Annotated in this window: 14 protein-coding genes; 7 read left to right on the top strand and 7 right to left on the bottom strand. The window is 57.3% G+C overall.

Features of this window, described 5'->3' with window-relative positions; genetic code table 11:
• Window positions 1–441, top strand: coding sequence for a D-aminoacyl-tRNA deacylase (gene dtd / locus AB7S84_RS04735; protein ID WP_020876533.1), 441 nt, complete (start codon window positions 1–3; stop codon window positions 439–441).
• A gap of 157 nt (window positions 442–598) precedes the next feature.
• Here the strand turns inward: dtd and AB7S84_RS04730 are convergent, their stop codons facing one another.
• Together AB7S84_RS04730 and AB7S84_RS04725 are read right to left on the bottom strand one after the other, a co-directional pair.
• Window positions 599–7,465 (bottom strand): type I polyketide synthase, encoded by a 6,867-nt coding sequence (locus tag AB7S84_RS04730; RefSeq protein ID WP_234979144.1) that lies wholly within the window; start codon window positions 7,463–7,465, stop codon window positions 599–601.
• A gap of 28 nt (window positions 7,466–7,493) precedes the next feature.
• Window positions 7,494–9,155: a PfaD family polyunsaturated fatty acid/polyketide biosynthesis protein gene (locus tag AB7S84_RS04725; protein ID WP_020876535.1), complete on the bottom strand. Its 1,662-nt coding sequence runs from the start codon at window positions 9,153–9,155 to the stop codon at window positions 7,494–7,496.
• 628 nt (window positions 9,156–9,783) lie between these two features.
• Here AB7S84_RS04725 and AB7S84_RS04720 point away from each other — a divergent pair.
• Both AB7S84_RS04720 and rsmG read left to right on the top strand, forming a co-directional pair.
• Complete coding sequence (locus AB7S84_RS04720) at window positions 9,784–11,682, top strand: bifunctional acetyl-CoA hydrolase/transferase family protein/GNAT family N-acetyltransferase (protein WP_020876536.1); 1,899 nt, start codon at window positions 9,784–9,786, stop codon at window positions 11,680–11,682.
• 6 nt (window positions 11,683–11,688) lie between these two features.
• Entirely contained in the window at window positions 11,689–12,378 is a 690-nt protein-coding gene (gene rsmG / locus AB7S84_RS04715) for a 16S rRNA (guanine(527)-N(7))-methyltransferase RsmG (RefSeq protein WP_020876537.1), read from the top strand.
• A gap of 24 nt (window positions 12,379–12,402) precedes the next feature.
• Here the strand turns inward: rsmG and mutY are convergent, their stop codons facing one another.
• Window positions 12,403–13,497, bottom strand: coding sequence for an A/G-specific adenine glycosylase (mutY, locus tag AB7S84_RS04710; RefSeq protein ID WP_020876538.1), 1,095 nt, complete (start codon window positions 13,495–13,497; stop codon window positions 12,403–12,405).
• 91 nt (window positions 13,498–13,588) lie between these two features.
• Here mutY and AB7S84_RS04705 point away from each other — a divergent pair, with 91 nt between their 5' ends.
• Complete coding sequence (locus AB7S84_RS04705; RefSeq protein WP_020876539.1) at window positions 13,589–14,224, top strand: hypothetical protein; 636 nt, start codon at window positions 13,589–13,591, stop codon at window positions 14,222–14,224.
• Between the two features lie 37 nt (window positions 14,225–14,261).
• Here the strand turns inward: AB7S84_RS04705 and AB7S84_RS04700 are convergent, their stop codons facing one another.
• On the bottom strand, window positions 14,262–15,875 hold the full coding sequence (locus AB7S84_RS04700; protein WP_020876540.1) for a SagB/ThcOx family dehydrogenase: 1,614 nt from the start codon (window positions 15,873–15,875) through the stop codon (window positions 14,262–14,264).
• A 195-nt stretch (window positions 15,876–16,070) separates the two neighbouring features.
• Between AB7S84_RS04700 and AB7S84_RS04695 the strand changes: the two genes are divergently transcribed.
• The 3 genes from AB7S84_RS04695 to AB7S84_RS04685 are packed head-to-tail and all read left to right on the top strand — an operon-like array spanning window position 16,071 to window position 18,203.
• On the top strand, window positions 16,071–16,703 hold the full coding sequence (locus AB7S84_RS04695; protein ID WP_020876541.1) for a hypothetical protein: 633 nt from the start codon (window positions 16,071–16,073) through the stop codon (window positions 16,701–16,703).
• The gene (locus AB7S84_RS04690) at window positions 16,693–16,959 is read left to right on the top strand and encodes a hypothetical protein (protein WP_020876542.1); all 267 of its coding nucleotides are present in this window, start codon (window positions 16,693–16,695) and stop codon (window positions 16,957–16,959) included. The genes AB7S84_RS04695 and AB7S84_RS04690 overlap by 11 nt, the downstream gene beginning before the upstream one ends.
• On the top strand, window positions 16,956–18,203 hold the full coding sequence (locus tag AB7S84_RS04685; RefSeq protein WP_020876543.1) for a D-alanyl-D-alanine carboxypeptidase/D-alanyl-D-alanine-endopeptidase: 1,248 nt from the start codon (window positions 16,956–16,958) through the stop codon (window positions 18,201–18,203). Before AB7S84_RS04690 ends, AB7S84_RS04685 begins: the two co-directional genes overlap by 4 nt.
• Here the strand turns inward: AB7S84_RS04685 and folE2 are convergent.
• From folE2 to rpoZ, 3 genes are read right to left on the bottom strand one after another with little or no spacing between them, the layout of a single operon-like run.
• Complete coding sequence (gene folE2, locus AB7S84_RS04680; RefSeq protein ID WP_428153175.1) at window positions 18,196–18,999, bottom strand: GTP cyclohydrolase FolE2; 804 nt, start codon at window positions 18,997–18,999, stop codon at window positions 18,196–18,198. The genes AB7S84_RS04685 and folE2 overlap by 8 nt on opposite strands.
• A 58-nt stretch (window positions 19,000–19,057) precedes the next feature.
• Window positions 19,058–19,783, bottom strand: coding sequence for an ATP-binding protein (locus tag AB7S84_RS04675; RefSeq protein ID WP_020876545.1), 726 nt, complete (start codon window positions 19,781–19,783; stop codon window positions 19,058–19,060).
• Window positions 19,784–19,987 carry a DNA-directed RNA polymerase subunit omega gene (gene rpoZ, locus AB7S84_RS04670; RefSeq protein ID WP_020876546.1) on the bottom strand — a complete coding sequence of 68 codons (204 nt, stop codon included), beginning with the start codon at window positions 19,985–19,987 and terminating at the stop codon, window positions 19,784–19,786. It lies immediately after the preceding gene.
• Window positions 19,988–20,021: the final 34 nt, after the last annotated feature.

The raw sequence follows: 20,021 nt of genomic DNA, 5'->3' as shown, positions 1-20,021 counted from the left end.
ATGAAGGCCGTAATCCAGCGCGTGAAAGAAAGCGCCGTCAGTGTCGAGGGCCGGATGGTCGGCCGAATCGGCCGAGGCATCCTGGTGCTGTTAGGGGTTTCCAGGGACGACACCCCTCGGGATGCCGAATACCTCCTGGACAAAATCCGTTACCTGAGAATCTTCGAAGACGAGGCGGGCAAAATGAATCGCTCCCTACTGGATATCAGCGGCGCGCTCCTTGTGGTCTCTCAATTCACCCTGTATGGGGACTGCCGCAAGGGGCGACGCCCCTCCTTTGCCCAGGCGGCCCCGCCGGAAAAAGCAGAAGCTCTTTACGATCATTTCATCAGCACGGCGCATGCGCACGGAATCCCGGTGGAAACCGGCCGATTCCGGGCCATGATGGATGTCTCTCTTGTCAACGACGGACCGATGACGCTGATCCTCGAGAGCCGTTAGATCCACTCCCCAAACCTTTGCCCGTCTCCCACGAGCCGATCAGGGGGGTGAGCACGTCTCCCCGCCCACCCGACCGGGCGCCTCTCCGATGCGAATAACAGCGGTAATGCTTCATACATCAGGATGAGCGGTTTGCTTTTCCCGAAAATCGAGATCGTCAGGATGTTCCGTTCGGATTGGCCATCACCGCTGTATACCCGATCAGCTGGGCCACTACCTCATTGTTGACGTCGAGGAAAGTAAAATTTCCGGTAACACTATCGTCGTCGGCGGCCGTCACCTCGAACACCGCCGTCACCCCGTTTTCGGGAAAGCCGTTTCGGTATTGGCGATAGGCTGCGCCGCAGCTGGGCAGGCTGAACATACCTTTCTGCTCATGAGACCACACCGTGACCATCTGGAAAGCCGAATCAAGGACAAGGGGGTCGCCGATCCATCGACTTCGAAGCGGCTCGACCATCCAGCGATCCGGCGGGGGCGCCGAGATGATCTTGGCGATGATGCCTTTCGGCGAACAGCTCATGATTTCCTGTATTCCCCGAAGATCCTCTCCCAGGAAGAGGATCTTTTCATAGATCTCGTCCATGCTTTTGGCGTAGGATTTCACCCGGATGTCCAGCGGAGGGCTGAAAAACGGCGGTTCCTGATGAGGCGACTCCGTCAGAATGGCCCGGGCTCGGGAATGAATCACCTCGCCATGATCTTCCTGTACGCCGTTTCGGAGTTCCACGTCGACCTCGTACACCAGGCCCTTTCGTCGCGCCTTTCCGGCCATGAGACGGATCAGTTTACGCCCCTCTCCCACCTGGATGCGCTTCACCAACCGCATATCGTCCAGGCCGTGAAGATAGAGCCCCGGATTGTCATGAAGGGCGCCGTGCCCCAGCCATTCAGCCATGAGGGCAAAGGGAAAGACCGGCTGGCCGTCCAGAACGGTAGCCCCCATCACGGGAAACCGTTCGATATCCACCTCACGCTTGAACAAAAGACTCATGGGGCTCAGGACTTCCGGTGTCGGCACGTTTCCAGCGCTCCTTTCGGTTTCATTCTCGGGTAGACCCTTCGCATTCACCGGTAACAGACCATTGCCCATGACGATCTCGACCGGCCCGCCCGGCCGGCCGGCCATCTCGGCCACCATGCTTGCTGCACCCGCCTTGAGAGGGATCAGGTCAATGCCGTTGCGTTCAAATTCCCGCCGCAGTTCGGGCGACACCATGCCGCCGGCCCACGGTCCCCAATTAAAGGAAACGACTCGGCAGGAAGGCCGGAGCAACGCTTGCTTCTGGGCTATCTTGTTGAGGACTTCGTTGGCCATGGCATAATCCGCCTGACCCCTGTTGCCCATCCGCGCGGCAACGGATGAAAAAAGGATGAGATATGACAGGGGATCTTTTTCGAGCGCAGCCATCAAAACTTCCAGACCGCCGACCTTGGTCTCGAATACCCGGGAAAACTGTTCCGGAGTTTTGTCGACAATAAGTCGGTCTTCCAGAACACCCGCGCCGTAAACCAATGCCTTGACAGGACCGTGTTCGGACCGTACCGCATCCAGAACCCGCTTTACGCCCTCCGCGTCCCGGACATCCACGGATTCATAGTGAACCGTGGCATCGGCCGCCGTCAGCCTCTGGATCACCCCGGCAATCTCCCGGCCGTTTATGACCCTGCGATAAGTCGCTTCCACCTGAGCCGGCGTCGGCGTTTTGTCGGTGAACTGGTGTTCCATGATGGCGCGCTTCATTTCCGCGGGCGTCGTTAAGGATGACAGCCACTGAGGCTCCGGTTCCGGCATGGGGGATCGTCCCAGAAGCACGAAGGTCAGGGGAATCCGCCTGGAAAGGGCGCACAGACACTCGGCTGTGACGCCCCGGGCGCCGCCTGCGGCCACCAACACATCCCCGGGATTCAGATTCAGTGTTCCCTGAGGATATTCGGCGGGTTCCATGGAGAGCCCCCATCGGTATTCGCGATCCAGTCCCACTTCCACCGGACCGGTTTGAACCACCTCCCGGGCGACGGCTTCGGCAATTTCGGTTATGTCATCCCATTCAGGTGAAATATCGAGGGCATGACAGCATACCCCCGGCCATTCGAGAGCAGCGGTTTTCACCAGACCGGACAATCCTCCCTGGAAGGGTGTCGCGACACCGCCCCCCTTGAATCCAAACGCTCCGTCCAGACGGCTGACGGCGGTGAACACCCCACCGCCCTGTCCGGCGGATTCTAAAAGGTCCGGCCCCAATCGACGCGCGAGCGCAAAGGACTCCTGCAAGAAGCGGCCGTCCTGGTCGGCCCACGCGTCGGCCAGAATCACCAGACCGCCCGCGGGACAGACATCCTGCCATTCCGGAAGTTCCTTGGGCGAGGCGACAACCGTCTGAAACCCACAGGCTTCCAGAGCGACGGCCAGGGCCCTGCCGAGTCCTGCGGCATCTTCGGTGATGAAGATGCATCTTCCATCGGGAATCTGGATCTGATCAGCCGCTTCAAGGGGATTGAGGACAGGGACAACGATCTTTTTGTCAACTTGAACCGGGTCCGTCCGGTCGGCATCGGTATCTGGACCGGCATCGTCATGCGAGACCGCGCTGCGGACCGGCTCATTCATGTCGCTTTCACCGCTCGGGACCTCTGAACGGGAAAGCGGCGTTTCCATCTCGATCGCATCGACCGAAGGAACCGTCTCACCGGATTCGACGCCGTTTTCCAGATAGGCGACGATCTGGCCGAGCGTCTTGAGCGTGCCTACGATCTCCGGAGATACCGGCGGGAGATGGGGCATTTTCTCCTCGAAGGCCGATAGGATCTCGACACGCTTGATGGAGTCGATGCCCAGGTCCGCCTCGATGTCCATATCCGGCGAGATCATCTCCGGCGGATAGCCCGTCAGATCGCTCACCACCGACAAAAGGACCGATGTGATCTGTTGCGTGTCGATTGCAGCGGCCGGGGTATCAGACGGCATGGCCGCCTCACACGTTTCCACCACCTCCGCCGTAGAAGCGCCCCCCCCTGAAGCCTCCGATAGGGTATCCACAATCTGCGAGAGGGTTTTCAGGGTTCCCATGGTTTCGGGCGCGATCGGCGGCAGCCCGGGCATTTTCTCCTCGAAGGCCGATAGGATCTCGACTCGCTTGATGGAGTCGATGCCCAGATCCGCCTCGATGTCCATATCCGGCGAGATCATCTCCGGCGGGTAGCCCGTCAGATCGCTCACCACCGACAAAAGGACCGATGTGATCTGATCCGCTGCCATGGCTGTGGGAGATGCCGAAGGGTTCCCCGGTTCCGTGTCTGTCGGCGCCGATGATATATCTGTTTCCGGGCCGGAGCCCACAAGATATTCGACAATTTGCCCCAGGGTCTTCATCGTCCCGATGATCTCGGGAGATATCTGGGGTAAATGGGGCATCTTCTCCTCGAAGGCCGATAGAATCTCGACTCGCTTGATGGAGTCGATGCCCAGATCCGCCTCGATGTCCATATCCAGAGAGATCATCTCCACCGGGTAGCCCGTCAATTCACCGACCACCGCCAGCATGGCGGCTTCGATTCCGGCCTGTCTGTTGCCGTCAGAAGGTGAAACCGGACGCGTCGGCGATACGGCATCGGTCACCGACGCCGATTTCATAACGGTCGCCGGCGCTCGTGAGGGCGACGACGAAACCGCCGCCCGCTTCACAGTATCATCCTGAAGAGGGACCGATGCCGTGGATGCCGTTGTCGGTGACGGCAGCGGCGCCGTGAAGGGCTGGGTCGGCTCAATCGGCGTCCTCCCCAGGGAAGCCTCGGCAAGACGCTGAGTGCTTTCCATCATCTCCTGAAGCGTGCGGTTGGCCTGAGCCTGGGTTTCCAGAAAGCGTTTATGGGTCTCGGCGGTCTGCATCTGGAGCGCCTGCATGGATTTCAGACCCTCCTGGACCACTTTGAAGGCATCCGACAAGTATCCCCCGATGGTATTTCCGGTCACCGGCGGCTGATGTGTTTTTTTCATGTTCATTGTCTTCTCGTTTTTAGAACGCGTTTTATCCGGCTCGAAGCGAACCGCTTCGGATAAGGCCGGTGATTGTTCGTCAGGCAATGCCTGTTGAATATCCGCGACAATGGGAGCGGCACTGTCCGTTGCTTTCGATCGATCGGCAACCGCAGGCATGCTTCCAGCCGCCTCATGATGTCGATTTTTTTTGACGGGGGAGCGGTAGTTGGCGCCGACGAGGGGAATGTTCATCCGTTGCTTCCGTTTTTCGGGCGCTCTCGTCTCCCATTGCTCCAGCGCCACGGAATGCCCCATCACCGCAAGATGGCAGAGAAGTCTGGCCAGATCGGCAATGCCGAACCGGCGTCCGGACGAGGCATCCAGGGCGACGGCGTTGACGTGCAACCCCTTCAGTATCGACCGAATCAGACCGGTCAGGACCGATTTGGGACCAACCTCCACAAAGGTTCGAACCCCGGCATCCATAAGGGCTTTGATCTCCCGGACAAAATCGACCGGAGACAGAATCTGATCGGCCAGAAGTCTCCTGGCCTGATCGGGATTCAGAGGGTACGGTCCCCCCGTGGCATTGGAAAACACCCGGATGTCGGTAGGGTGCATCGGTGTCCGCCCGACAGCCTCGGCGAAAGGCGCATGGGCCGACTCCATCAAATCGCTGTGGAACGCTGCCGAGACGGGGAGGCGTCGAATTTGGATCCCCAGAGATCGAAAGATGCCTTCGGCCTGTTCCACGGCGTCGACGGAACCGGATATTACCCCTTGGTCCGGCGTGTTCCGATTGGCAAGAACCACATCGAGCCCCCGCTTGCGGATCAGGTCCTCGATCTCGTTCAGGGATGCCTTGACCGCGGTCATCGTGCCGCCTCCCGCGGCACCCATAAGCCTGCCCCGGGTGAAGGCCAGATCCATAAAGGTTTTGCCGTCGATCCATCCTGCCGCGCAGAGTGCTGTCAACTCCCCGAAGCTATGGCCGCAGACGCTGTCGGGCATCACTCCGAAACGTTGCAGGATCCGCGCCATGGCCAGGCTCACCGCGCCGATGGCCGGTTGAGCCGCCTCGGTCTGTCGAAGTCGATTTTCTTGTTCTTCTCGCTCCGCCGGGCTTCGGGAGGGCTTTGGATAAACGAGATCCCCCGGAAATCCCAGCCGATCAACAACTGCGTTGGCCATGTCCATGACTTTCAACGCTTCGGGGAAACGGCAGACCAGGTCTCGGCCCATGTCGACGTACTGGCTCCCCTGTCCGGGAAAAACGAAGGCCAGCTTGCCTGAATCGCTTACGGGTCCGCCGTAGAAGATATTCTGAACATTCCAGATAGTCTCCCTGACGTTCGCCTTCAGGGTATTCAAGGCTTCCGAAAAGACGTTCGCTATATTTTCAAAACGGTCGAGGGTTTTTTCGATGACGACCAAGAGTCGATGAGGGGATCCCACGGAAAATTCCGCCCGGCTTCGGGCTGCCAGGACCGCGATGTCTTCGTCGTGCAAGTCCTCGATATCCCCCTGAAACACCTCGAGTCGATGAGCGATCTCTTCACGGCTGGCTCCGGAAAGGGCGAAGATCTCCACAGATCCGTCCCATGCCGGCTCACGTGTCGAGGATGGATACTCTTCAAGGACCATGTGAAAATTGCTGCCGCCGAAACCGAAGGCGCTGACGCCGGCCCGCCGCGGATGACTGCCGGTGGACAGCCATGGGCGGACAGAGGTGCTGAGATAGAAAGGACTCTCCTCTATCTCGAGCCGGGGGTCGGGGATCTCGGCCTTGAGGGTCGGCGGCAGAACCTTGTGGTAAAGGGCGAGAATCGATTTGATGACGCCGGCGGCACCCGCCGCTGCCTTGGTGTGTCCGATCATCGACTTTACGGTGCCGACGGCACACCAGTTTTTTCGCTGCTGACCGGAAGACGATTCCATTTGCGTGAAAACCTCCCGGAGCGCCTTGAACTCGACCTCGTCGCCGACGCGCGTGCCGGTACCGTGAGCCTCGATCAACTCGACGGTTTCGGGATTGATTTCAGCCTCTCGATAGGCTGTCGTAAGCGCCTTGATCTGCCCCTCCGGCCGAGGCGCGTAAATACTGCTGGATCGACCATCGCTGGCGGTGCCGATACCCTTGATCACCGCATAGATCCGGTCGCCGTCCAGTTGGGCATCGGCAAGACGCTTGAAAACCAGGAGGCCGATCCCCTCTCCCAGGATCGATCCGTCGGCGTCCCTGGAAAAAGGACGGACATCCCCCGTGGGTGAAAGGATCGGCGTCTTGGAGAAACACATGTGCATAAAGATATCGTTCAGCGTATCCACGCCACCGGTCACCACCATGTCGGACCGACCGGTCTTGAGTTCCATCACGGCCATATGCATGGCGCTCATGGAACTCGCACAGGCTGCATCCACGACACAATTGGTGCCTCCGAGATTGAGACGGTTGCAGATGCGCCCCGCCACCACATTCCCCAGAAGTCCCGGAAATGAATTTTCCTGCCAGGGCACGTACCCGTCCGCAATACGATCGATCACCTCAGCCGTTTTTTCAGCGGAAATGCCGGATGCCGTAAGGGCGCGTCGCCAAATCGGATGACCCAGTCGGGCGCCCAGTGGGATGACCAGTTCCTGGGTGCCCGTCACCCCGAGGATGACGCTGGTCCTGTCATGGTTGAACTCTCGTCCGCCGCCGTATCCCGCATCCTCAAGCGCGAGACGCGCCGCCACCAATCCCAGGAGTTGAGAGGTGTCCGTCGCCTCCAGGGAGGCCGGCGGAATTCCGAATTCCGTTGGATCGAACGGCACGGGTGAGAGATACCCGCCGCGGGTACAGTAGACATGGTCCGGGAATTTGGGATCCGGATTGAAGTAATCCGAAGGCGACCAATGGGTCTCTGGCACCTCGTCGATAGCGTCCTGGCCGCGAACGATCAGTCGCCAGTATGCTTTCAATCCGGAAGCTTTGGGAAACAGGCATCCCATGCCGATAACGGCGATGAGGTCATCTTTTCTGCTGGGTGTGTTCGTTTCTGTCAAATCCATCAACCTTGATTATCTTGAAATTTTAAAAACGCTGATCGAGTTTTTCAAAAAGTTCCGACAGGGGGAGCGGGGTGTATTTCGCAAGGGTCTGAGGCACATCGACGCCCTGGTTCCGAAGCCAGTTCACCCGTGTAATGATGCTGGCGCCCAGCATCAGGTTCAAAGCCACCGTCAAGGTGTCTCGTTGCTCCGACCGTTCCAGAAACGTCCCTCGCGTCCATTCGTTGAACGCCCCCATGGCCGGACCGCACCAGATCTGGTAGTCGATCACCCGCGTGGGATCCCCCGTGACGGCCCACCCGGACGACTGACCCAAATAGGATCGGAACACCAATGCCATCTTGTGTTTGGGATCCTTCTCCGCGCGAATGTTCTGGCGCGGGTCCCGGCGACTGAAGAAAGCTCGGGTCTGCTCCCATGCAGCCTGGAAACTGCACCGGAAATAGTCCTTTTCAAGAAGTGCTCTCTGCTCGGCCGGGATATCCTCATACCGATCGTGCCGCACATAAAGCTCGTAAAGCCTGGCGGCTCTCTGAGCAAACATCGTGCCCCGCTTGAGCACCTGGACCTTCACGCCCATCTCGAACATGTCGGCGGCGGGAGCCATGGCCACATCGGCCTGTCGTGCCTCAGCCAACATTCCCCGAACCTTCTTTGAGGTTCCCGCTTCCAGACAGGCCTGATTGATCGACCCGGTCAATACAAAGGCCGCCCCCATGGCAAACGCGGCCGCCGTTGATGCAGGGGTAGCGATGCCGCCGCCCAATCCCACATGAATCGGGTGCTGATAAACATATTTTTCCACCATGTGATCCCGAACGGCAATCAGGGTGGGGAGAAGCGCGAGAGCCGGCCGATTGTCCGTATGACCGCCGGAATCCGCTTCGGCCGTCAAGCTGTCGGCCACCGGAACCAATCGGGCCAGTTCAGCCTCTTCGGGAGAGATTTTCCTTTCGGCCACCAGCTTTGCCACCAACTTTGCCGGTGGCGGCGAGAGAAACTTCTCTGCCACCTCCACGCGGGAAACCTTGGCCACCAGGCGATTGGGGCAAACCACGTTCCCGTTCTCATCTCGATGAATCCCCTTGATCCGGTAATGCAGCAACGGCAGCGTCAGCCCTAGAAATGCCGACGCGCTGATGAGTCTTACCCCTTTGCGAAGGAAAAGCGCCACGGTGGCCGCTTCATGGTCAGGTTCACTGGGGCTGTGGATCAGGTTGACGCCGAAGCGGCCGTCGGGAAGCCTGCGCTGAAGTTGGTCGACAGCCGTTTCAATAGCCTCGATGGATAGCCCCGCCGCTCCGAAAAATCCGAGCATTCCCGCCTTTCCCACCGCCTCAACCATCTCCACCGAGGTGATGCCGTTGGCCATGGCACCCACGACATACGCGTAATCAAGCCCATAACGTCGCCTGAAATCCGCATTCCCCAACTGCCTCGGATGGAGCGGCGGCACATACGCCATAAGCGGCAGCGCATCGGTTTTTGGGGAGGTATCTCCCCCAAGCATAATATAACCGCCCCTGGTGACGGCCAGACGACCATCCTTCACCACCACCATAACCGGCCGGTTTACGGCGAATATCGATTTTTTGAGGACGCCATTTCCAATTTCAGGTTCAGTTTCAGGAATTTTTTCATCCGGCAGCCACCATCCGGCAACGGGATCTGTTCTGTAATTCAATGTTTCCGCTTCCTACAATTTGGTTCAAGATTGTCACCCCGCGCACCATCCATAAACAAATCGCACCCAACTAACAGGAGTGGATCGAACAGAGACCCCATGATATGCCACAATCCACTCAAAGGGGTTGATGAGACGACGTTCGATGCGACAGGGCCGGGGGCGGGCCTCTTCCAAACGACGCGCGACGCTCAGCCAACTTTTCCATTAAACGGTTCAATTTAAATAAATTGTTATAATGTGTCAAGAATGATACCCATCCTTTTTCCGATAATCTATGGCGACATCGACGCCGAAGGCTTTCGGGCTTCATCGGATGTCCAGATTCCGGGAATCGAAAAAACAACTCCCGGCAAGAGAGCTTCCTTGACTATTTTTGTGATTTGCGATGTTATGTATTCGCAAAAAGTCAATTTTCAGACGATTTCGTGAAACGTTCAAAACTCACATTTCAAAGTGCCGCTTAATGTTGAACCGTTATTCCGGTCTGTAGTGATCAGGGTTTCACGTCAGGCAGATTTCGAACCTTCTGCCGACCGTCGCGATACAACGTTCCGAATGCGGAAAGGTTCCGTTGGCTCCGGCCAATGCGTTTCAATCACCAATCTTTCAAGGAGAATGCGACAGAATGGATGTGCGTGAGTATTGCCCCCACAAGGTCGTCAATGCCGAAAAAGCCGTTTCGAAGATCCGGCGAGGCAGTCGGGTATTTATCGGCACCGGGTGTGGAGAGCCCCAGCATCTCATCCGAACCATGGTGGAAGATATGAGCATGCAGGATATCATGATCTACCAGATGCTCTCCTCCACCCTGTCCGACTATGTCAACGAAGACATGTTTCTGAGACGCTTTTCCCTCAAGCTCTTCTTCATCAGCCGCGCGATGCGCAAAGCCGCCTTTGAGGGTAAAATCGACTATATCCCGACCTATCTATCCCAGATTCCAACACTTTTTTTCAGCAAACGGATCGGGCTGGATGTGGCGCTCATTCAGGTGAGTCCCCCGGATAAATTCGGCTACTGCAGTCTCGGCGTTTCCGTCGACATCACCCGGTCGGGTATGGAAAACGCCAAGTTGGTCATCGCCCAGGTCAATCCCAAAATGCCAAAAACCTGGGGTGACAGCTTTGTACATATCGACGAGATCGACTATATCGTGCTGCACGAAGAAGATATCGTGGAGATGACGTCCTCCTACGCCAAGCGAGACGAAATTACCCGGCGCATCGGCATGTACGTCTCTCAGGTGGTGGATGACGAGGCCACTATCCAGGTGGGGTTCGGCCATCTGCCCAATGCCATCATGCCCTATCTCCACAAGAAAAAGGACTTGGGAATCCACACGCAGGTCATTACCGACGGACTCCTTCCGCTCCTTGAAAAAAAGGCGATCACCAACAAGAAGAAAACCCTGATCCCGGGCCGGGTGGTGGCGTCCCTCTGCATGGGATCCAAAAAGCTCTATGAATTTGTCCACAACAACCCCATGTTTTATTTCAGGTCTTCCGATTACGTTAACGACCCCACCGTCATCGCCCGGAACGACAACCTGATTTCCATCAGCTCCGCCCTCGAGGTTGATCTGACCGGACAGGTGTGCTCGGATTCGATGGGCAACCTTTTCTACAGCGGCATCGGCGATCAGGTCGACTTTCTCCGGGGTGCGGCCATGTCCAAGGGCGGCTTCTCCATCGTTGCCTTACCGTCAACGGCCCAGAATGGAACGGTCTCCCGCATCGTTCCCAATCTGAGCGAAGGCGCCGGCGTGGCGACGACCCGGGCCGACGTGGATATCGTCATTACGGAGTACGGCATCGCCGAACTTCAGGGCAAAAGTATCTACCAGCGGGCAATGGAGCTCACCCAGATCGCCCATCCCAAATTCCGGGAGGAACTCATCGAATCGGCCAGGACCAAGCGTTACATCTTCTCCGACCAGTTGCCCCCGGCCCAGGAGGACCTCATTTTCCTGGAGGGTTACAAGACCACCATGGAACTGAAAAACGGAAAAACCGTCCTCTTTCGACCGCTCTTTCCATCGGATGAATTCGCTTACCGGAATTTTTATTACAGCCTTCAGGAAAAAACCATCTACTACCGTTTCTTTTACAAAATGAAGGTATTCTCCCACGAAGTGCTCCAAAAGCAGTATGCCAGCGTTGACTACAAGAAAAACATGTCTCTTATCGGTCTGGTTCACAGGAAACGACACCAGGAGATCATCGCCATTGGTTCCTACGCCGAAGCCGAGGACGATCGTGCGGAAGTGGCTTTCGTGGTTCGGGAGGATTACCAAGGCATGGGTATCGCCTCCTACATTCTGGAGCAGCTCGAGATTATCGCCAAAGAAAACGACTACAAGGGATTCGTCGCGACGACCCTCAGAGAAAATGCGGCCATGATTCACGTGTTCAAGCGACGGTACCCCAATGCAAAAATCATTTCCAGCAGCAGCGATTACGTCATCCTCATGGATTTCGACGATCCGGATAAACCCAAAACCAAATTTCGCGAACCCGAGGTATAAAGAACCATGGAAATCGGGTCTCCGGAATGGTTGGCGCTCATCGAAAGCGGTGCGGCGGCCATGGGCCTTTCGGTATCGCCGTCCCAGGCGCGGCTATTTGCCCGTCACGCCGAGGTCCTCCTGGACTGGAACAAGGCGACCAATCTGACGGCCATCACCACACCCGAGGCCGTCGCCGTCAAGCATTTCCTCGATGCCCTCATGCCCTCCCGGCATATCCCGAGCGGGTCCGTTACGCTAGACATTGGATCCGGCGGCGGATTCCCAGGCATCCCCCTCAAAATCATGGACCCATCCCTCTCAGTCACCCTGATCGACACCGTTCGCAAAAAGGTCAGTTTCCTCAATTACCTCATCCGGGTCCTTGGATTGCAGGACATTTCCGCCCATCACATTCGAGCCGAAGCCCTGGCCATGCAGCACCCCATGGCCGGGGCCTTCGATGTAATCGTCTGCCGGGCACTTACCGCCCTGGACGGATTCATCCGAATGGCCCGACCCCTCCTGAAATCCGATGGTCTCCTCATCGCCATGAAGGGGGAAATTTCCGAAAAGGAGATCATCGCCGCCGAAGCGCTCATCGCCGACGGGAACGACGCCGGGAACATTTTCATCGACGTCGTTCACTACACCCTTCCGGTCCTGGCCCTCCCTCGGCGGCTCTATCTCATCCGTCCGTCAGGCGTCCCGCTCTGAGCGACGCGGAGGGGTTCTTTACGGCTACGGTCTTTGGATTCGGAAATCCTGTCCGACCAGAAGCGACATGAACTTGTGGTGGGTTTTGGGGAGGGGGTATTGTGTCAATTCTTCGGGACCGACCCAACGATGATCCAAATGGTCGTCAAGACAGACAGATCCGGACCGCCACCGAAAGATAAACAGATCCGCCAGGACCTTGAAATGGGTATAGGCATGCCGGATTCGTCCCAAGTGGCCGCAAGTGTCCACCGAGAGCCCGGTCTTCTTCCGGATGTGACGAATGCAAGACGCCTCCGATGATTCCCCGGCCTCCACGGCCCCTCCCGGAAACTCCCAGAACCCGCCCAGAAGTCCTTCCAGCGGAATCTGGAGGATCAGTACCCTGCCGCCCCTCTGAATCACGCCCGCCGCCATGGCACGGGTGGGAATCGGCGGCTTGCATACCCGCTTGGGATAGGTCGAGACCTGGCCGGTCAAATAAGCCCGGCAGAAAGCGGCAACCGGGCATGCATCGCAATGGGGCCGCTTCGGTCGGCATACCAGCGCCCCCAGTTCCATTACCGCTTGATTGAAGCGGCCGGGGTCTTTGAGGTCCAGCAGGGACTGGGCCTCTTTTTCAAATAGAGGATAGGCATCGGCACGGTTCACCGGAGCATTGATCAGCGACAGCCGGGCCAGCACCCGTTTGACGTTTCCGTCCACCACCGCATGAGGGCGTCCAAAGGCGATACTCGCGACCGCTGCGGCAATATATCGGCCGATCCCTGCAAGCCTACGGAGCGCAATAACATCGTCCGGGAGAATGCCGTGGTTATCCGCCGCCAGTTGCCGAGCCGCGCGATGGAGATTTCGGGCTCGCGCATAATAACCCAGTCCCTCCCAGAGCTTGAGAACCTCCTGTAAATCAGCCTCGGCAAGACGCCCCACGGTCGGAAAGCGTGCCATGAACCGCCGGTAATAGGGAATGACCGTATCGACCTGGGTTTGCTGAAGCATCACTTCGGAGACCCATATGCCGAACGGATCGACCGTTTGCCGCCAGGGCAGCTTCCGTCGGTGTTCCAGATACCAGCGAACGAGGCATTCCCTGAACGCCGCTGCCGCCGTCGCTTCCATGCTTGATCCTTTCGTCTTCGATAAAACCAGTTGATTATTTCTTCACGGCCCTTTATATATCGTTGATGATGTTGTTTAAAGGAGTTTGTTCATGAAAATGGAACGAAACCAATACATGCGCGGCGAGGCTCTGAAACGTCAGCTGTACATGTTGTCCAATCTCGGATTGTTCTATATTATCCTGCTCGCTCTTTTTGCCGTCCCCCTGATGGGAACCTTCGTGGTGGTGCTGATTAAAGGCGTCCTCGATTTCAGATATGCCATTATAGGATCGGGTATCATCCTTGTGGCGTCGGCTATTTTTTTCACGGCCAGATTTGGATGGCGGCTTTATCGACGGATACGCATGGACGGCGCCGCGGCGTTTCGGGATGCCGCCGGACGCGCCGAACGGGGGGAGCCGGTTCAGTTGGTGCTCTTCAACGGACTCATGACATTATCCTACGGCGGGCGACGGTCCTCCCCCGTCCTGCTGACGGCTCCTGACCATCCGACGCCGCTGCTGCCGGACATGAGCGGTGATGCCCAAACCTCGGATTCGTCACGAAACCCGATTGATCAGATCCATTCCCTTGCTCGCTTGAAGCGGGACGGAATGATCGACGACAACGAATTTATCGCGCTGAAAAAAAAGGTGTTTCAGGATCTCTGCGACGAACCGAACCACGCTGTAAGGTCCATCGACCGACCCCGCGAGAGAGGTGACCGGTCACCTTCCCGGAACTGATCCTCACATGGGGCACGAGACTGCCGGATCAGGCAATTCAAACGTCCGACAAATGACGGTAAGGCGGCATCGATTCAAGGCGTCCATCCCCCACGGGTGCACCCATCGTGAAATGATAAAGGCTCACGTAGCGGTCGTCCGAAAATCCGGCAAGTTCGTGAACGGCATCGTCAAAATAGCACCCGATTCCTGTTCCGCGGATGCCGGCGGCCTCGGCTTCCAGATAGAGGACCTGACCGATCATTCCGCTCTCCCGAAAAAGGCGACGGTATTGGTAGGGTGCCCCAAGAACCGTTGACCGGAAAGCCGCGATCATCCCCAGGGAACAGACGCCGTCTCCGGCGATATCCTGATGACAGCTGACCCTCCGGGCCGTGTCCCTGTAATCCCCCGTTCGCAGCAGAAACAGGGGAAACCCGTTGTCCACGGCCGACCAGCGCAGACCAGGCCTCATCGCACGTCTCAAACCATCGAGGCCGTCTTCGGTTCGTATGAAACAATAGAGGCCCGGAGACAGTCCGCGCACCCCATGGACGAACAGCAGAAGATCCACCGCCGGTGCCGAGGCCTCCAGATCAAACGGTGCCCCGGCATGGCGGGGCAGGGTCTTGTCAAGGATACCCAAGAAGACTTCCCGGTCGATCTCCCCGCCGGCATCGTATGCCGTAGCGCTCCGCCGCTTCCGGATGACGGCGGCCGCGGAAAAGGCTGACGGCGGCGCCGTTATAAACGACCGGTCGGGAAGGCGGAAGGTTGCTTCCGTCGTTTTGGGTTTTCGGGCGGCGGCCGCAACCGCATCGATGATCTCCCAATTGACGGATCGCCCGCTGAGTGGATTGGGGGAACCGACCACGGGGATCTCTGAAAAGGCCGCGACAACCTCCGGGGAGAGATCCAGGGGGACCACAACGTCGGCCGGATATACCACGCACAGCAATTCCGGATGTTCCTTTCCCGATTTCGGCCACACTGTCCGGTCAAACCCCAGGATCGTCTCGATGTCCGAATCCGATAACCCGCCGAGGGCCGTCACCCGCCAACCGAGAAGACCTGCGGAAAAGCTCAGGGTCGCAAGGGCGTGCCCCGCGTCCAGAAGGCAGTACCGAAAGGCACGCTCACCGTATTTCCAGGATTCCCGCCAGAAAATACTGCTGATGCCCACCAGGAAGGCGTCGGGATGAAAGCTGTCCCGAATGGCTTGTACAAGGCCGTCGGCAAGCGCCATCCGCTGCTCCAGCATGTGGTTGAAGGGATCGTAGTGGTAGACGCCGGCGGCTGGATCCTCTGTTCCGGACCACACGAGGTGGACCTCGGTGGGATGCAGGTTGCCGGAAGAGGGGTTCATCCGAAGGGACCATCTGCTGCCGCCGGTTGTTTTCCAGGCGGAAAGGCCCATGGAAAGCTCAAGAAAGGCCCCCAAGGTCGAAGCGTTCGACGGAGCCGGTGGAAGGATCCGGCGGTAAAGGGATATGTGACCGGCCGCAGGATCCTCTCGGATCAACGGCAGGGGAAAACGCTCCGCGCCCACATAGTTTCGGAACGGGTCCGGCTGATTTCCCCAGTCCATGAAACCCAAAGATCGTGCGTACCGATGGAAATGGTGTTTGGTCGCTTCGTGGTATCCAAAGACTGTTCGAGCCGTGTTCTCCATGTTCGTCTCCTTCACGCTGATAGTCCCAAGGGCATGTCTCTGCTGTTTTTCGTTCATCGGCGGATGTCCGACACCGACCCGGCACGGCGAGATGCCGCTTTCGTTCTGGTTTTTGGATGTAACCTCCCAACAATATTTCAACTATATGAGGAGCAGACTTGACTTACAATCGTTTTTTCCATATTTTGACTGACTATGAACGATTATCAAGAGGAACAGTTGAACGGTCTGAATGCCGTGTTAACGTACCTGAACGCCATGTCCGACGATCAACGGGAGAACCTTCGCGCCACCTTGGCGGACTATCTCGACTTCCGCCGAAGGACAGGGCGGTTTCTGTCGCAATATTTCGGGCACCTTTGCAACATGAAATGTTATCGGAACCGATTGAGCGCCTGTTGTTCGAAGGACGGCATCATCACCTTTTTTGCCGACATCGCGATCAACGCCCTGATCTCGGAAGAACGAGAACTTTCAAGCCTTTTTCGCGTACTCGAAGCCCCCTCAAACGGATTCAAATGCGTTTATCTCTCCGAGTCCGGTTGTTTGTGGCGTTTAAAACCGATTGTTTGCGAGATGTTTCTCTGCGATGCGGCCATGCGGGAAGTTTTTCTCCGCAAGCCCGCCTGCGAAAATGCCTGGCACCGCCTGCTCGAAGAAAAGAAATCCTTTACGTGGCCGGATAGGCCGGTACTCTTCGACACGCTGGAGCAGGCTTTCATGGACCTGGGATGTGACTCGCCGCTCATGTATCTCCACAAGAGTCCCGGGCTGCTGATGGTCAAGAAGAAAGCCCGGGAGAAAGGAAACCTCAATCATGAAAGATGACAAGGGGCTCTATTATCTTCCCTACCCCCAGAATCCCCGTATTCACATGTATGTCCGGAAAACGGGGCCGGACATCTGCTTCAGGCTGTGGAGCGCCGACGACACGACCTTGTGGGAACAGCACGGGTGGGTTCCGTTTGCCGCGATCCAGGCCGCCGCTGCCCTTTACGACCGGAAATCCGGGGGGTTCGATCCCAGGTCCGTCTATGATATGGCCGTTGCCCGTGCCCTTGTCAGCGAAGGATCGGCCGATTGAACCGGTGGTTTTTTTCTCTGCTGCTCCTGGCGGCCTGTCATGGGGTTCGTCCCGGGGCGACGGACGCTTTCTCCGCCGTCGGGGGCGAAGGATCGAAGCGCCTGAATATGGAACGACAGTCCATCGCCCGCCTCCTGGGAGACCAGGACGCGCTTCTGGCGGCTGATCCTGCCGGCAAAACGGTGGTGAGCATCCGTGCCGACAGGATGCTCGTGCCGGCCTCCACCCTGAAGATTCTGACAGCCCTCATTGCCCGACACTATCTCGGCACGGCGTTCCGCTTCAAAACCGAATTCTATCTGGACGATCGAAATAATTTAAAAATCAAGGGATACGGCGACCCCCTCCTGATTTCGGAGGTCATACGAAATATATCGGCAACAATGGCGGAACGCATCCATGTTTTCAACGACCTGATCGTTGACGGATCATGGTTCGGGGCAGTAGCCGTGCCCGGGATCACCGACACCCTCAATCCATACGACGCACCCAACGGCGCACTCGCCGTCAATTTCAACACCGTCAACTTCATCAGGCTCTCGGAGCACCGCTATGTCAGTGCCGAACCGCAGACGCCTTTGCTTCCGTTTATCCTTGACCGCATTCGGCAATCCGGTCGAACGGCGGAGCGGATCGTCCTGTCGGCGGAAAAGGATGAAGCAATGCTTTACGCTGGCCATCTGTTCCGTCATTTTCTACGCGACGCCGGCGTTCGCTCCAGGGGGAAGGTGAAGTCGGGCGTGATCCGACCGGGTCAAGACCGGATGGTGTACCGATACGACGCAACATACAGTCTCGATGAGATCATTCGGCAACTGTTGATGTACTCCAACAACTACATAGCGAATCAACTGCTGATTTCAGCGGGAATCGCCGTCCATGGCCCGCCGGGGACCCTCGAAAAAGGCATTTTGGCCGCTGATGACTATATCCGGACTGTGCTGAAGCGGCGTGACATACGGATGGTCGAAGGATCCGGGATATCGCGGGAAAATCGCATCACGGCCGCTTGCATGATGAAGATCTTGGAAGCCTTCGCCCCGCTCCATGACTTCATGCGGGAGGACGGCGGCATCTATTACAAGACGGGAAGCCTCACAGGGGTCAAAACGCGAGTCGGTTATGTCAGGGGAAAGGACGGCAGTCTGTCCCCTTTCGTGCTGATACTGAATACCCCCGATAAATCCGTCGACCCGGTCATGTCACGGTTGGCCGGCCTTCTCGAACAAAAAGCGACTAGATGATACTCTCCGCCCCTGCGTTGGGGTTTTCGCCGCGGGTAATGGAGGCGTATGCGCTGTGGTTGTGGATGGACTCGAAATTTTCGGCACTGACGGAAAACCAGGTGATGTTCTGATCCTCGAGTAGCTTGGCTGCGATGTCACGGACCACGTCCTCGACGAATTTGGGATTGTTGTAGCCCCTCTCCGTCACGCATTTTTCATCCACACGCTTCAAAACCGAATAGACCTCGCAGGAAGCACATCCCTCCACCAACTCGATCATATCCTCGATCCAGATAAACCGTTTGAATCGGGTCCTGAGGCGCACTTCGCCGCGCTGGTTGTGGGCGCCGACATCGCTGATTTCCTTGGAACAGGGACACACGGAGGAGATGGGAACCGTCACCTCCGAAACGATGTCGATACCGTCGGACGAATCGCTCACGCCGATGAGCTTGCAGGAATAATCCAGAAGGCCCGGGGAATCGCTGACGGGCGCTTTCTTTTCGATAAAGTAGGGAAACGATATTTCAATGTGGGCGGATGCCGCATCGAGATGGGCTTTCATCTGCTCGAGAATATGCGCAAACTTGTCAAGGGATATCTCCGGACGGATGATGTGGAGCAGTTCCACAAAGCGGCTCATGTGGGTGCCCTTATACTTCCCGGGCAGATCCACATACATATTGATACTGGCCACCGTGTGCTGGCGTCCGTTTCGGCGGTCTCTCACGGTGATGGGATACCTGAGATTCTTGATGCCGACCTTGTCGATGGGGATATTGCGGTCGTCCCGCTGGCTTTGTATGTCTATCATCATCTACCATGGTTCGAGAATCGTTTGCGGCGCTGCGGAATATGGCAATCCACGGCGCCTATTGTAACAAATAATCCGGTTTTACATGACTCATCGACCTGAAAATATTTCCCTTGATTTTTCGATTGGACCGATAGAGCGTCTTCAGCATCGCCTTGATCTCAGCCCGCCGGGATGTGGCGGCGCTGGGACACGAGTTGACGAATTCCGGGAAAGCCATTTCCTTTGCAAATCGCCGGATGACCTCCTCGTCCGAAAACGCCAGAGGTCTGATCACCGTAAAAGCGCCTTGAAAGAATGGCTGCACCGGCAGCATGGTGCTGATTTCACCGGCGTAGCACATGTTCAAAAACAGGGTTTCAATAATGTCGTCCTTGTTGTGCCCCAGCGCCAGCTTCCGGCACCCGAGTTCGCGGGCGACCTCGAAAAGCCGCTTCCGACGCAGCCGCGAGCACAAAAAACAAGGGTTCTCCAGGTTGACGTCGCTGTGGCTCAGCGGGCCGAAATCGGTATGTTCCACACGCAGCGCATATCCCATGCCGTCAGAATAACGGATCAGATCGTCGCTGAAGCCGTCTTCAAAACCAGGATCGATATAAACGGCAAACAGATCATAGTGGATGGGAACACGGGCCAGACGCTCCTTTAAACACCACATCAGGGTAAGACTGTCCGCGCCCCCCGAAAGGCCCACCAGAACCCGGTCGCCATCCGCGATCATGTCGTAACGGTGCAGGGCCTTTCCCACCGATCGTCTGAGCGTCTTGTGTACGTGCCGCAACATCTATTCCTTGTCGGGCTCTTTCTTGATAAAGACTTTGGCTGCGGCGATTTCCCGCAGCGCCACGACAATATCTTCGTTTTTCGGGGAGCTGACCAGGTATTCCGATCCCTCCCTGATCTGCCGAACACGCTTCGCCACCATATGAACCAGTTTAAACCGGTTTGGAACTCGGTTCAGGCAATCCTCAATGGTAATTCTCGCCACTATCCTCTCCCTCTTCTCCGCCCGCTTCTTCAAT

Origin of the sequence: Desulfococcus sp., assembly GCF_050178255.1 — a bacterium.
GTDB lineage: Bacteria > Desulfobacterota > Desulfobacteria > Desulfobacterales > Desulfococcaceae > Desulfococcus > Desulfococcus multivorans.
The sequence above is the reverse complement of the archived record's forward strand: the minus strand, read 5'-3'. Positions and strand labels throughout refer to the sequence as shown.